This is a genomic window from Hyphomonas chukchiensis, assembly GCF_000682695.1.
Classification (GTDB): domain Bacteria; phylum Pseudomonadota; class Alphaproteobacteria; order Caulobacterales; family Hyphomonadaceae; genus Hyphomonas; species Hyphomonas chukchiensis.
The window spans coordinates 68,200-80,341 of the sequence record NZ_AWFG01000014.1 but is presented as its reverse complement, the minus strand read 5'-3'; the positions used below and the strand labels follow the sequence as shown (position 1 = coordinate 80,341).

The 12,142-nt window shown below is 63.1% G+C and carries 13 protein-coding genes and 1 tRNA gene; 7 read left to right on the top strand and 7 right to left on the bottom strand.

Features of this window, described 5'->3' with window-relative positions:
• Positions 1 to 33: 33 nt before the first annotated feature.
• Positions 34 to 123: transfer RNA gene (locus HY30_RS05950), tRNA-Ser, on the bottom strand.
• 111 nt (positions 124 to 234) lie between these two features.
• On the opposite strand from HY30_RS05950, the gene msrA reads away from it, so the two are divergent.
• The gene (msrA, locus tag HY30_RS05945) at positions 235 to 885 is read left to right on the top strand and encodes a peptide-methionine (S)-S-oxide reductase MsrA (protein WP_034738155.1); all 651 of its coding nucleotides are present in this window, start codon (positions 235 to 237) and stop codon (positions 883 to 885) included.
• On the opposite strand, the gene HY30_RS05940 is transcribed toward msrA, so the two are convergent.
• Complete coding sequence (locus HY30_RS05940) at positions 882 to 1,949, bottom strand: hypothetical protein (RefSeq protein ID WP_034738123.1); 1,068 nt, start codon at positions 1,947 to 1,949, stop codon at positions 882 to 884. The genes msrA and HY30_RS05940 overlap by 4 nt on opposite strands.
• A 121-nt stretch (positions 1,950 to 2,070) precedes the next feature.
• Between HY30_RS05940 and gluQRS the strand changes: the two genes are divergently transcribed.
• The 3 genes from gluQRS (at position 2,071) to HY30_RS05925 (ending at position 5,479) form a co-directional block, all read left to right on the top strand.
• On the top strand, positions 2,071 to 2,916 hold the full coding sequence (gluQRS, locus tag HY30_RS05935) for a tRNA glutamyl-Q(34) synthetase GluQRS (RefSeq protein WP_206741420.1): 846 nt from the start codon (positions 2,071 to 2,073) through the stop codon (positions 2,914 to 2,916).
• A complete protein-coding gene (locus HY30_RS05930) occupies positions 2,913 to 3,815 on the top strand; it encodes a DMT family transporter (RefSeq protein ID WP_034738119.1) in 903 nt (300 codons plus the stop codon). Before gluQRS ends, HY30_RS05930 begins: the two co-directional genes overlap by 4 nt.
• 77 nt (positions 3,816 to 3,892) lie before the next feature.
• Positions 3,893 to 5,479 (top strand): alkaline phosphatase family protein, encoded by a 1,587-nt coding sequence (locus tag HY30_RS05925; protein WP_034738118.1) that lies wholly within the window; start codon positions 3,893 to 3,895, stop codon positions 5,477 to 5,479.
• 15 nt (positions 5,480 to 5,494) lie between these two features.
• Here the strand turns inward: HY30_RS05925 and HY30_RS05920 are convergent, their stop codons facing one another.
• Complete coding sequence (locus HY30_RS05920) at positions 5,495 to 5,917, bottom strand: hypothetical protein (RefSeq protein ID WP_155839263.1); 423 nt, start codon at positions 5,915 to 5,917, stop codon at positions 5,495 to 5,497.
• Positions 5,918 to 6,023: 106 nt separating this feature from the next.
• Here HY30_RS05920 and HY30_RS05915 point away from each other — a divergent pair, with 106 nt between their 5' ends.
• The 3 genes from HY30_RS05915 (at position 6,024) to HY30_RS05905 (ending at position 8,516) form a co-directional block, all read left to right on the top strand.
• Positions 6,024 to 6,821: a helix-turn-helix domain-containing protein gene (locus HY30_RS05915; protein ID WP_051614940.1), complete on the top strand. Its 798-nt coding sequence runs from the start codon at positions 6,024 to 6,026 to the stop codon at positions 6,819 to 6,821.
• An 85-nt stretch (positions 6,822 to 6,906) separates the two neighbouring features.
• On the top strand, positions 6,907 to 8,007 hold the full coding sequence (locus HY30_RS05910) for a Zn-dependent alcohol dehydrogenase (RefSeq protein ID WP_034738115.1): 1,101 nt from the start codon (positions 6,907 to 6,909) through the stop codon (positions 8,005 to 8,007).
• 98 nt (positions 8,008 to 8,105) lie between these two features.
• The gene (locus HY30_RS05905; protein ID WP_162176900.1) at positions 8,106 to 8,516 is read left to right on the top strand and encodes a response regulator; all 411 of its coding nucleotides are present in this window, start codon (positions 8,106 to 8,108) and stop codon (positions 8,514 to 8,516) included.
• Here HY30_RS05905 and dapD read toward each other — a convergent pair.
• The 4 genes from dapD to argB are packed head-to-tail and all read right to left on the bottom strand — an operon-like array spanning position 8,513 to position 12,007.
• Entirely contained in the window at positions 8,513 to 9,340 is an 828-nt protein-coding gene (gene dapD, locus HY30_RS05900; RefSeq protein WP_034738113.1) for a 2,3,4,5-tetrahydropyridine-2,6-dicarboxylate N-succinyltransferase, read from the bottom strand. The two genes, HY30_RS05905 and dapD, sit on opposite strands and share 4 nt — an antisense overlap.
• A gap of 25 nt (positions 9,341 to 9,365) precedes the next feature.
• The gene (locus HY30_RS05895) at positions 9,366 to 10,109 is read right to left on the bottom strand and encodes a pyrimidine 5'-nucleotidase (RefSeq protein ID WP_051614937.1); all 744 of its coding nucleotides are present in this window, start codon (positions 10,107 to 10,109) and stop codon (positions 9,366 to 9,368) included.
• Positions 10,099 to 11,136 (bottom strand): DUF1036 domain-containing protein, encoded by a 1,038-nt coding sequence (locus HY30_RS05890; RefSeq protein WP_034738112.1) that lies wholly within the window; start codon positions 11,134 to 11,136, stop codon positions 10,099 to 10,101. Before HY30_RS05890 ends, HY30_RS05895 begins: the two co-directional genes overlap by 11 nt.
• Positions 11,111 to 12,007 (bottom strand): acetylglutamate kinase, encoded by an 897-nt coding sequence (gene argB, locus HY30_RS05885; RefSeq protein ID WP_034738111.1) that lies wholly within the window; start codon positions 12,005 to 12,007, stop codon positions 11,111 to 11,113. Before argB ends, HY30_RS05890 begins: the two co-directional genes overlap by 26 nt.
• Positions 12,008 to 12,142: the final 135 nt, after the last annotated feature.

Sequence of the window (12,142 nt, the reverse complement as noted above, 5' to 3'; positions counted from 1 at the left end):
TACCTATGTGTCCGGGTCGGACATAAGCCGGGCTGGCGGTGAGACAGGGATTCGAACCCTGGAGACTATTGCTAGCCTACACACTTTCCAGGCGTGCGCCTTCGACCACTCGGCCACCTCACCATCGCCTTCGCGAAGCACAGGGCCATAGCGGAACGCATGGCCGCTCGCAAGACCGTGATTGCCGTTCGCGGCGCGCAGCCCCATATTCCTGTCAGCAAAGGAGACCGCACCATGTTGTTCTCAACCAAACCCGCCACCATTCCGGATGCCGCAAGCGCCCTTCCCGGCCGCAGCGCTGCGATTCCTACAGCTGCCGAGCATTTCGTCTTTCACCGCCAGCTTCAGGACGAAACGCCTGCCGGATTCGAGGTCGCCATATTCGGACTCGGCTGTTTCTGGGGCGCGGAGCGCAAGTTCTGGCAACAGGATGGCGTCTGGATGACCGCGGCCGGTTATGCCGGTGGCCCGACCCCGAACCCGACCTATGAGGAAGTCTGCAGCGGACGTACCGGCCATACGGAAGTCGTGCGCGTCGTGTTCGACCCGTCAAAGGTCACCTATGGTGAGCTGGTGAAACTTTTCCTCGAAAGCCACGACCCGACCCAGGGCATGCGCCAGGGCGGGGATGTCGGCACGCAATACCGGTCGGCCATCTACACGACCAGCGATGCGCAGGAAGACACAGCCCATCAGATGGTCGAGGCCTATCAGGGCGCGCTGGCCCGTTCCGGCCACAGCGCGGGCATTACGACAGAGATCAAGCCGATCGATAAGTTCTACTATGCAGAGGACTATCACCAGCAATACCTCGCCAAGAACCCGGCTGGCTATTGCGGCATTGGCGGCACGGGTGTGTCCTGCCCGATCGGACTGAGCGTCTAGGAGCCGAAATTCATCGAGAAGCGCTTGCGCGTCTCGATCATGGTCTGCGCCTTGAACATGGCGTCTGAGGCGGTCTGTGCTTTCTGGATGGCCGGATCGCCTCTCAAGGCCTCAACCACCAGCGACAGTTGGGCGATCGCCTCCTGAACCGTCTTCTGGTCGAACTGTTTCTCTGCGCGGGCGAGCAGGGCCCGCCCAAGATCCATCCGGGCCTGCAGGACAAGCGCTGAGTCGGACGTCGTATCGACCGCTTCGAGATGCCTGCGCCGCATGGTGATCACCCGGTCGAGCGCGGCCAGGTCGCCCATGGCCTCAGCGACGTGAACACCGGATGCACAGAAGTCGGCCTCAAGCTCGCTCCGCACAACAGGCGCTACGCCCCCTGCCCCCGCCATCATCCCGTCCAGCGCTTCGGCGAGCAGCTTCATCTTTTCAGGCCTGAAGGCCTGCGGATTGGCCAGCGCCGGCTGCAGCTTCTTGGCCAGCAGGTAGGCCGCGACCCGCGGCATCTCGCCGTCCAGCGCGTCAAAGCGGCCGGGCAGCGGAATGCTGAAGGCCCGCGCTTCGTCTGCACGCAGGCCGCCGCCGCGCGACAGGCCCTGAACGACCAGCCCATCCGCTCCCTTGCCGATACGGCTTGCCCAAACCAGCATGTCGGCATCCGCCGTCGCAAGGCGCTTGCGGGCCTCAGCCAGAATCTTCTGGTCGGAACCGCCCGTGATCTGGCCTGTGCTGACAACGCGGAACGGTGCGCCGAAATTGAACTCGGCGAGATGGTCCTGGATGGCCGCGGTCAGCCATTTGCGCGTCCGGCCGGCCCCCGGCCCGGTCGGCCGCGCCAGAAGGATGCGATACCCCGGCTCCTTGCTGCGGCGGAAAGCCCGTGCACCGGCTGCATTGCGCATGCGCGTTACAAGCGCGCGAAGGCCCGAGAACAGGAGGAAAATCAGCACAAGGCACAGGAGCACAGCCATCGCGAACCCGAACGTCGCGAACTCATGGGCACTGAGCGCATGCGTCTCGACCCAGTCTTCAGCTGCCGTGAACCAGCCTGTTTCCAGCATGGCAATTGACCTCGTTAACGCCAAGGCGATACGAGCCTTGCCCTTCTGTGGCAACAGGTAATCACTGTTAGACTGGGCGATCCCGCGCTAGCATCGCCATGCGGCATCAATGGGAGGGCACGTGTCAGAATTTGTCACCCGTTTCGCGCCGTCCCCCACGGGGCACCTGCATCTCGGCCACGCGGCCTCGGCCTTCCATGTCTGCGATGCGGCCCGCGCAGCTGGCGGACGCGTGCTGCTGCGCCTTGAGGATATCGACCAAACCCGCTGCCGCCCGGAATACGAGGCCTCCATTCTCGCCGACCTGGAATGGCTGGGCCTCGACTGGTCCGGCCCTGTGAGGCGCCAGTCGGACCATTTCGACGACTATGGGAAGGTCATCGACAGCCTCAATCAACGCGGCCTGATCTATCGCTGCTTCAAGACAAGGCGCGAGATCGCCGCCGCCCTGCCCGCAGGCGTCGACCCGGACGAAGCCGGCTATGTCGGCAAGCCGTTTTCGCCGTCAGAGGAAGCCGAGTACCTGAGCCGGGGCCATGCCTTTGCCTGGCGGCTGTCGCTTGCCCGGGCAAGGGACGCACTCGGGGCACGCTACGGCACACTCTCGTACATGGAAGAGACCGCGAACGGTCCAAGAACGGTCCGGGCTGACCCGCAAGCGTTCGGCGATGTCGTCCTCGCCCGCAAGGACACGCCCGCCAGCTACCATGTCGCCTGCTGCCACGATGATGCGCTGCAGGGCGTCACCCACGTCATTCGCGGCGAAGACATACGCGCCATGACCAGCGTGCATGTCCTGTTGCAGGCGCTGATGGACTGGCCGACGCCGCTCTACCGCTTCCATCCGCTGGTGCTTGGCCCGGACGGCAAAAAGCTCTCCAAGCGCGCCGGCGACAAGGGATTGTCGGCCTACCGCGAAGAAGGGATGACACCAGACGATATCCGGGCCATGACCAGCGCCGCATGACCTCCCTGGAAACACACTCTACACCCCTGACACGTCACTGGATCGGACCGCTCATGGTCCTGACCGGCGGCATATGCATTGGGTTTGCACCCATCGGTCTCCGGCTGGGACTGGGCGAACTGGGGCCGCAGGGCATCGCCTTCTGGCGCTATGCCTTTGCCGCGCCGCTTTTGCTGGGTCTCGTCTTCCTGATCGAGCGCCGGGCGCCGCGCCCGCCAAACCGGTTCGTGCTGCTCGCCGGCACCTTCTTCACGCTCGACATTGCTCTCTGGCACTGGGGCCTGACGCTGACCACCGTGTCGAACGCGACATTCATCGTGAACCTCGGCAACGTGTCCGTCGGCTTCGTCGCCTGGCTGTTCCTGAAGGAGCGCCCGACCAATATCTGGTTCGTGGCAATCCTGCTCGCTGTTGCGGGCGCTGCGGCCCTCTCGCTGGGCGGCGAGGTCGGCGGCAAGGGCGACATACGCGGCGACCTGCTGGCGCTCGGCGCCGCGCTGCTCGTCTCGGGCTACATGCTCTGTTCGAAACTTGCCCGGCGGCGCCTTGGCGGCATCGAGACCATCTTCTGGCTGACCATTGTGGAAGTCTGTGTCGGCGGGCTGATCCTGCTGTTATCAGGTGAACCCCGCCTGCCCGCCACGCTCAATGGCTTCGGCGTGCCGCTCTTCCTGGCTGTCGTGGTGCAGATCATGGGACAAGGCCTGATCATTGCCGGGCTTGGCCGCACGCCTGCCGCCATCGCTGGCGTGCTCGTGGTCGTGCAGCCCGTTGTCGCGGCGGCCATCTCATGGGTGCTGTTCGATGAGCCGCTGACGGCCCTGCAAGCCGGCGGCGCCGTAGCCATTCTGGTGGCGGTGTGGTTGTCGCAGCGCGGAAAACCGGTCCCGATCGACTAAATCGCGGCGACTGCATCGAAACTGCCACAAAACTCGTCTATCACTGCCCCATCGTATCTGATCGGGGAACCAAAGACATGCGCACTTCCATCGCCGCCCTCATGACGGGCCTCGCGCTCGCCGCCACCTCCTGCACCACGCCGCCGTCTGCCGAAGCGCCTGACGCACTGGTGGCCGCCACCGAAACCGCTGCGCCCCCTGCCCCGCTTCGCCCGGGCCTCGTGCCGGAACAGGCAGGCGATTCCTATTATGTCTCCGCCGCTGCCGCCGTGCAGAAGCGCATTGACGCGCAAGGCGTGAAGCCCGCGAAAAACGTGATCCTCTTCATCGGCGACGGCATGAGCATTCCCACCGTCACCGCCGCCCGCATCTATGCCGGCCAGAAGCGCGGCCTGGACGGCGAGTCCTATTCGCTGACCATGGAAACCCTGCCGCACATGGCCCTGTCGAAAACCTACAGCCATGACTATCAGGTGGCCGACAGCGCCTCGACCGCGACGGCCATGACCGCTGGTGTGAAAGTCAATTCCGGCACGCTTGGCGTCCTCAAGGAAGCCACCCGCAACAATTGCGCGCTGGCACAAGGCAACGGCACCGATTCCATCTTCGATCTTGCCGAACGCGAAGGCCTCGCGACCGGCATCGTCTCCACCGCCCGCATCACGCATGCAACGCCCGGCTCGACCTATTCGGAAACCCCGAACCGCGACTGGGAATCCGACGCGGACCTCAAGGGCGGCGATGCGGGAGACTGCAAGGATATCGCCCGCCAGCTGATCGAATGGCCGGAAGGCGACGGTTTTGAAGTCGCCATGGGCGGCGGACGCTCCGCCTTCCTGACCGAGGCCGAAGCCGATCCTGAAAATGAAGGCAAGACCGGCAGCCGCAAGGATGGCCGCGACCTGACCGCCGAATGGGTCGCCAAGGGGCCCGACCATGTCTACATCACCGACCAGGCAGATTTCGATGCCACCGACTTTACCTCGGATGTGAAAGTCCTCGGCCTGTTCGAACGCTCGCACATGCAGTTCGAAATGGACCGCGCCAAGGATACGGCCGGCGAGCCTTCGCTGGTTGATCTCACCAAGGCCGCCATCACCCGTCTGTCGCAGGATCCGGACGGCTTTGTCCTGATGGTCGAAGGCGGCCGCATCGACCATGCCCACCACGGCGTGAATGCCGCCCGCGCGCTCGACGAGACCGATGAGTTCGACCAGGCCATCAAGGCTGCAATGGACATGACCAGCAATGACGACACGCTGATCATCGTCACCGCCGACCACAGCCACACAATGACGATTTCCGGCTATCCCCAGCGCGGCAACCCGATCCTCGGCAAGGTCGCGACTGGGCTCGACGACGACCACATGATGGCGCAGGACGGCAAGCCCTACACGACGCTCTCCTATGCCAGCGGCATGACCGCCTGCCGCATGGTTGAAGGCGAGCCGGACTGCACGCGCGAAGACCTCTCCGATGTCGACACGACCGATCCCGACTTCCAGCAGCCCTCGCTGGTGTTCATGGGTTCTGAAACCCATGGCGGCGACGACGTGGCGATCTTCGCCACCGGCCCCGGCTCGGAACTCGTTTCCGGCGTCATGGAGCAGAACGAAATCTTCCACGTCATGGGCCGCGCCAGTGGTCTGGTCGCGGCCGAGTAGGCTGGCGCATGGGCCTCAGGACGTGCGCAAAGCGCCTGAAGCCAGCACCGGGATGAAATAGGCAATGGCGAGCGCCGTGTTGGACACGGCGTTCGCCGCAAAGCCGGTCGAGATCGATATGAAACTGTCGATCACGTACCAGACCATCAGCGCCAGCGTCATTGCGCGCCAGCCCTTGGCTCCCGCCGCAAAGATGACCGGCAGCAGGAAGACAATCGTCAGGCCCCAGCCGATGGTGACAGCGCCCATCAGCCCAACCGCGAAACGCATGGCGCGCTCGTCGAGAATGGCCCCTCCCGCTGGCAGGTTACCAAAGAGGGTCAGCAGGTTGCGGGCGGGCCCGTCGAGGCCCGGGAAGGCCCCTGCCGCCAGCAGGACGCCAAAGGCGACAACACCCCAGGCCCAGACCGTCATCCAGTTTTTCCATATCCCCGTCATGTCATTCTCCGTTTCGGTTGATGACGAAGACTTGCAGCAAGACGTAAGCCTCGCAATTACGTGCGAGGTAATGGACATAAGGCAATGAGCCTGCGACGCATGACCCATGCCCACGCCTGACTTGCAACTTGTTGCCGGCCGCCCGGCCTTTGCGGACAGCTTGCGCCGTCATCGCATGGCGCGCCGGTTCAGCCAGCTTGAGCTGGCGCTCGAATGCGGCATCTCGGCCCGCCACCTGTCCTTCCTGGAAACAGGTCGCGCGTCGCCAAGCCGCGACATGGTCATGCAACTGGCAGACGGGCTGATGCTGCCGCTGGGGACGCGTAACGCCTTGCTGCAGGCGGCAGGTTTCTCCGCCGCCTTCCCCACCTCGCAGCTCGATTCCGATGCCCTGAAGCCGTTTCGCGACATGCTCACGGACATGATCACCCGCCATGCGCCCAACCCGGCCATGATCTGCGACCGGCACTGGAACATTCTCGACGCCAATCCTGTTGCTGCAGTGCTCCTCGCTGGCCTTGGCGACGGCAGCACACAGCTCAACGCCGTCCGCATCCTAACCGACAATCCGAATGCACCAGAGGCGATTGCCAACCTGCCGGATGTGCTGGGCGAAATGAGTGCCCGCATCCGGCTTGAGGCCATGGAAGCCGCAGGTGACGCGATCCTGCAGGATCATCTGGCCGCGCTTGAAGCTGCCTGCGCACGCCACCCGGTCAAGGCGGCCAGCGTGCGCAGCCCGATTGTCCCTCTTATCCTCAACGTACCCGACGGCCGCTTGAGCTTCCTCTCGACGATTGCCCATTTCGGCACGAGCGAGGACGTGACCATCCGGGACCTGCGCCTTGAACTCCTCTTCCCCGCCGACGACGCGACGCGTCAGGCGCTCGCGCAATTTAGCTGACGCTGCCTCACCCAGCGGCAAGTCTGGTCAAAGCCCGGCATCGGCGCAATGCTGCAGAAAACAGAACATAATCGGAGGAAACACGATGAAAGCTGCCGTCATGCGGGCGCCCAATGCGCCGCTCTCGATCGAAGAGGTCACGATCTCCAAGCCCGGCCCGCGCGAAGTGCTCGTGCGGCTGAAGGCCGTCGGTGTCTGCCATTCGGACGTGCACTTCTGGGACGGCGCCTTTCCGACCGAAATGCCGGTCATCCTCGGACATGAGAGCGCAGGCATTGTCGAGCAGGTCGGCTCCATGGTCAGCGCGGTAAAACCCGGCGATCATGTCGTCTCGATCCTCTCGCCTTTCTGCGGCACCTGCGAATATTGCCTCACAGGCCATATGTCGGTCTGCCACACCGTGAACGGCGAGCAGTTCAAGCGCGGCCCCACCGAGGCGCCGCGTCTGTCGATCGGCAAGGAAAAGGTCTCCCAGTTCCTCAACCTCTCCTCCTTCGCCGAGCAGATCCTCGTCCACGAGAACACGCTCTGCGTCATCGACAAGGAAATGCCGATGGACCGCGCCTGCCTGATCGGCTGCGGCGTCATCACCGGTGTCGGCTCGGTCTTCCATGCGGCAAAGGTTGAGCCCGGCTCGACCGTGGCCGTGCTGGGCTGCGGCGGCGTCGGCCTCTCCACGATCAATGGCGCGGCCATTGCCGGCGCCTCGCGTATCATTGCCGTCGACCTGTCGGACGAAAAACTCGCCATGGCGAAAAAGTTCGGCGCGACCGACTTCGTTAACCCGAAAAATGGCGATCCGGTCGAGCAGGTGAAGGCTTTGACCAATGGCGGCGTTCACTATGCCTTCGAATGCGTCGGCCTGAAGCTGACGGCCGAGCAGGGCTATATGATGATGCGCCCGCGTGGCGTGATGACGGTGATCGGCATGATCCCGCCCGGCGTGAACATCGAAATCCCCGGAATCGAACTGCTTGTTACAGAAAAGCGCCTTCAGGGCGCCGTCATGGGTTCAAACCGCTTCCGCATTGATTTCCCACGACTTGTGACCTTGTACCAGCAAGGCAAACTCCATCTGGACGATCTTGTTTCTGACCGTATTGGCATGGAAGGATTGACCGGAGCGCTTCAGAATCTTAAAGATAACAAGGGTTCAGTTGCCCGGCAGGTTGTCATGTTCGACTGAAGCCACGCCATTCGCTGTTAACGCGAATGTTAACTAATTCAGGTAGCATATTGTATATTCGCTGCAGGAATTTGGGAACGAAAGGAGGACCTGTTCATTTGACCCATATGACCAAGCCGCCTCAAATCCTGATTGTCGAAGACGAGATCCTCATTGCAATGGATCTGGAAGACATGGTCGCCGAAATGGGCGGCGCAGCTGTTGCGTCCGCACACACGATTCAGGCAGCCATGAAACTCGCCGAATCCATTGAAGCGGATGCCGCAATTCTGGACGTTGATGTGGCTGGACAGCTCGTGTTCCCGGTTGCCGACATTCTGGCGGCACGCGGTATCCCGTTCCTGTTCAATACAGGTCATTCGGCTGAGGACATTCTTCGTTCGCGTTACCAATCGGCACCGATCTGCCGCAAGCCTACGCTGCCACGCCAGCTGAAGACTGCCCTCAAGCAGCTTCTGGCGTCGAAAAACAACTCCATGGATAATGGTAGTGGGCCCCTGCCCGCCTAGTCCCGTAGCAGCTCGTTGACGCCGGTCTTTGACCGCGTCTGGGCATCCACCGTTTTCACGATCACGGCGCAGGCTAGCGATGGCCCGCCATTCTTGTCGGGCAGCGTGCCGGGCACGACCACCGAATAAGGCGGTACCTTGCCATAGCTGATCTCGCCGGTCTGGCGGTTCACGATCTTTGTCGACTGCGTGATGAACACGCCCATCGCGATCACCGATCCCTCCCCCACAACAACGCCTTCAACCACTTCCGAGCGCGCGCCGATGAAGCAATTGTCCTCGATGATTGTCGGGTTGGCCTGCAGGGGCTCCAGGACGCCGCCAATGCCGGTGCCGGCCGAGATGTGGCAATTGGCGCCAACCTGCGCGCACGAGCCCACAGAGGCCCATGTGTCGATCATTGTGCCTTCGCCGACATAGGCGCCGATGTTCACGTAGGACGGCATCAGGACGGCATTCTTCGCGATAAAGGCACCCCGGCGCACGGCGCAGGGCGGCACGGCGCGGAAACCGGCTTCGATAAAGTCCGCTTCGCCCCAACCTTCGAATTTCGACGGCACCTTGTCCCACCAGGTGCCCGGCCCCGGGCCGCCCGGCACGATGCCATTGGCGTTGAGGCGGAAGGACAGGAGCACGGCTTTCTTCAGCCATTGGTGCACGGTCCAGCTGCCATCGGCTTCCTTGCTGGCAACGCGTGCCTCGCCCTTGTCCAGCAGGTCGATCGCGGCCTCGACGACTTCGCGGACTTCCCCGGTCGTTCCGGTGGAAAGTTCGTCGCGGCGCTCCCAGGCGCGGTCGATGACGTCGGCAAGGGCATGGCTCATATTGGAAAGTCTCCGGTCGGCAGGCTTAGAGTGTTTCAAGTGCCGCTTCGAGAAAGGCGGCGAGGTCGCCCGTCACATAGTCGATGTGATCCGGCCCGTCATCCCCCAGAACGTCAGAGAGGCTGGCAGGACGCGCCTCGATCGGCTCATGGCTCCAGTCCTTTTCCGAATGGACGAGCACCGTCGTGAAACCGAGGTCCTTGGCCGGCGCCAGGTTGCGGGCGAGATCCTCGAAGAAGATTGCCCCGTGCGGATCGACGCCGTGGAGTTTCTGGAAAGCGGCATAGGAGGCGGCTTTGGGCTTGGGCACATAATCGGAATCCTCGATCCCGAAACTGCCATCAAAAAGGTGCGTAAGGCCCATCTTGTCGGTCACCTGTTCGGCATGGCCGCGTGAGCCGTTCGTATAGACGAACTTGCGGCCCGGCAGGCGCTCCAGCGCGCTGCGAAGATCCGGCAGGTCGGGCAGGGGGCTCAGGTCTATCTTGTGGACGTGACCCAGAAAGTCCGATGGGTCTATATCATGGACTGCCATCAGGCCTGCCAGGGTCGTTCCATAGTCCGCATAGTATTTCTTCTGGACCCTGCGAGCCTCTTCCGGCGGCAGCTTCAACAGGCGCGAGACAAAATCGGTCATGCGCGTATCGATCTCCGCGAAGAGGTCGCATTCGGCCGGGTAGAGCGTATTGTCGAGGTCGAACACCCAGTCACGGACATGTCCGAAACTGCCGAATGGCGCGATGTGCACGCCCGCGCGCTTATCGCTCATTCTGGCTCGCCTTTGCAAAGTCACGCTCGAAGAATTCAAACACCAGCTTGCGGTCCACCGGTGGCGGCGCGGCCTGGAACAGGGCCGTGCGATAGGCCGAGGCCTCGCACTCGTCCCGCCCGATAATGGCAAACTTGGACCGGCCGACGCAGAAGGCATCAGAGGCCTTGGCCAGCGTGCGGATCGTGTCGCCATCTTCCATCTCGCCGTAAACGAAATGCTCCTGCCCGCTCAGCGGCCTGTCGATGACGCGCGAACAGCCGCCTGCCTCCAGCATCCACCAGCCCCTGCTCTCCCAGCCTTCAGACCCGCGCCGCGCAATCGCGCTCCAGATGCGGTTCTTGGTGCGGTTACACACGGTAAAGCCCACGGCCCGGCCGCGCTCCTTGGCGACCTGCTCCAGGAAATCGATGAGATCGGCTTCGGATGTCGTATCCGGCAGGCCGTTCTTCTTCAGGAATTCGGCAATCGCCGCGCGCGTCTTGTGGCCGATATTGCCATCGACCACGCCGGAGACGACACCTGCCTCTTCCAGCAGGCGCTGGATACCGGCGGCGCGGGCCTTTTCGGCATCATAATTGTCGATTTCGGTGAAGGGCGTCATCCACCGCGTGCGGCGGGTAATCTCCACGGCGCGGAAGCCCCGGCTCTCAAGCCCCATGGCGGCGCATTCGGGCGGGCTTTCCAGCGAGAAGCTTCCGGTCGGATCGACGCAGAGGTCGGTATTGCCGCCCCATTCGCGCACGCCGCCCCGATGGGCCGATGAAGTGCGCGCGTAGACGAAATGAAATTTCGGTTCCAGCGGGCCGGGCAGCGCCAGCTTGCAGCTGCCCGGCTGCAGCTTGATCCAGCCCTCGACCGTGATGCCCTTGCCTTCCGGGCGGCCAATGGCGGCTTCGATGATATAGCTGGTCCGATTGCACAGCGACCAGCCGTCCGTGCTGTCCTGCGCCGCAGCGATCTGGCCGAAGCCGAAAAAAGTGGCCAGCAGGCCGAGGATTTTAAGAAACGAGCGTACCTGCGCCATGTTCTGTGAATAACTCCAGAAGGAGGGCATGCGGCGCACGCCCATCAAGTATCACAGCCGCCCCGACACCATGATTTACGGAATGTGCGGCAGTTTCAAGCTTGGGAATCATACCGCCTGCAGCTGTGCCGTCCGCGATCAGCCCCGGAATGTCCGCCACGGGGATTTCCCGCATCAGCTTCTTCTCCTTGTCGAGCACACCGGCCACATCGGTCAGCAGCAGCAGACGGCTCGCGCCCAGCGCCGCCGCCAGCGCGCCCGCGGCCGTATCGGCATTGATATTGTAGCGTGCGCCATCGGCGCCAACGCCAACCGGCGCCACGACCGGGATCAGGTTCGCATCCGCCCGCAGCATCGCCAGCAACACGGTCGTGTCCACAGCGCTCGGCTCGCCGACAAAGCCGAGGTCCAGCACCTGTTCGATATGGCTGTCAGGGTCTTTAGAGGTCTTGGTCGCCTTTTCCGCGCGAATCAGGTTGCCGTCAGAGCCCGACAGGCCAACGGCCTTGCCGCCCGCCTGATTGATCGCCCGCACGATGGATTTGTTGATCGGCCCGGAGAGGACCATTTCGACAACTTCCATCGTCTCTTCGTCAGTGACGCGCAGGCCGCCCTTGAATTCCGACCGAATGCCCAGCTTTTCCAGCAGGTTGCCGATCTGCGGCCCGCCGCCATGCACGACAACCGGGTGGATGCCGAGCGCCTTCAGCAGGACGACATCGCGCGCAAAGCCGGCCGACAGCGACGGGTCGACCATGGCATGGCCGCCATATTTGACCACGATCGTCTGTCCGGCATAGCGCTGGATATAGGGCAGGGCCTCGGACAGGGTCTTTGCCGTAAACTGGGCCTGGGAAGCGGTATCTGTCATTGCGCGGCGCGCCGTCCTTCATCGTGTAACACTTGCGCCAGTCTCATAAGGCGCTTTTCGGCCCGGCGAAACCCTCGCATTCCGCACGCGACATCTGTGCGCCAAGCCGCTAGGCTCCGTAAAAAGACAAAGCAG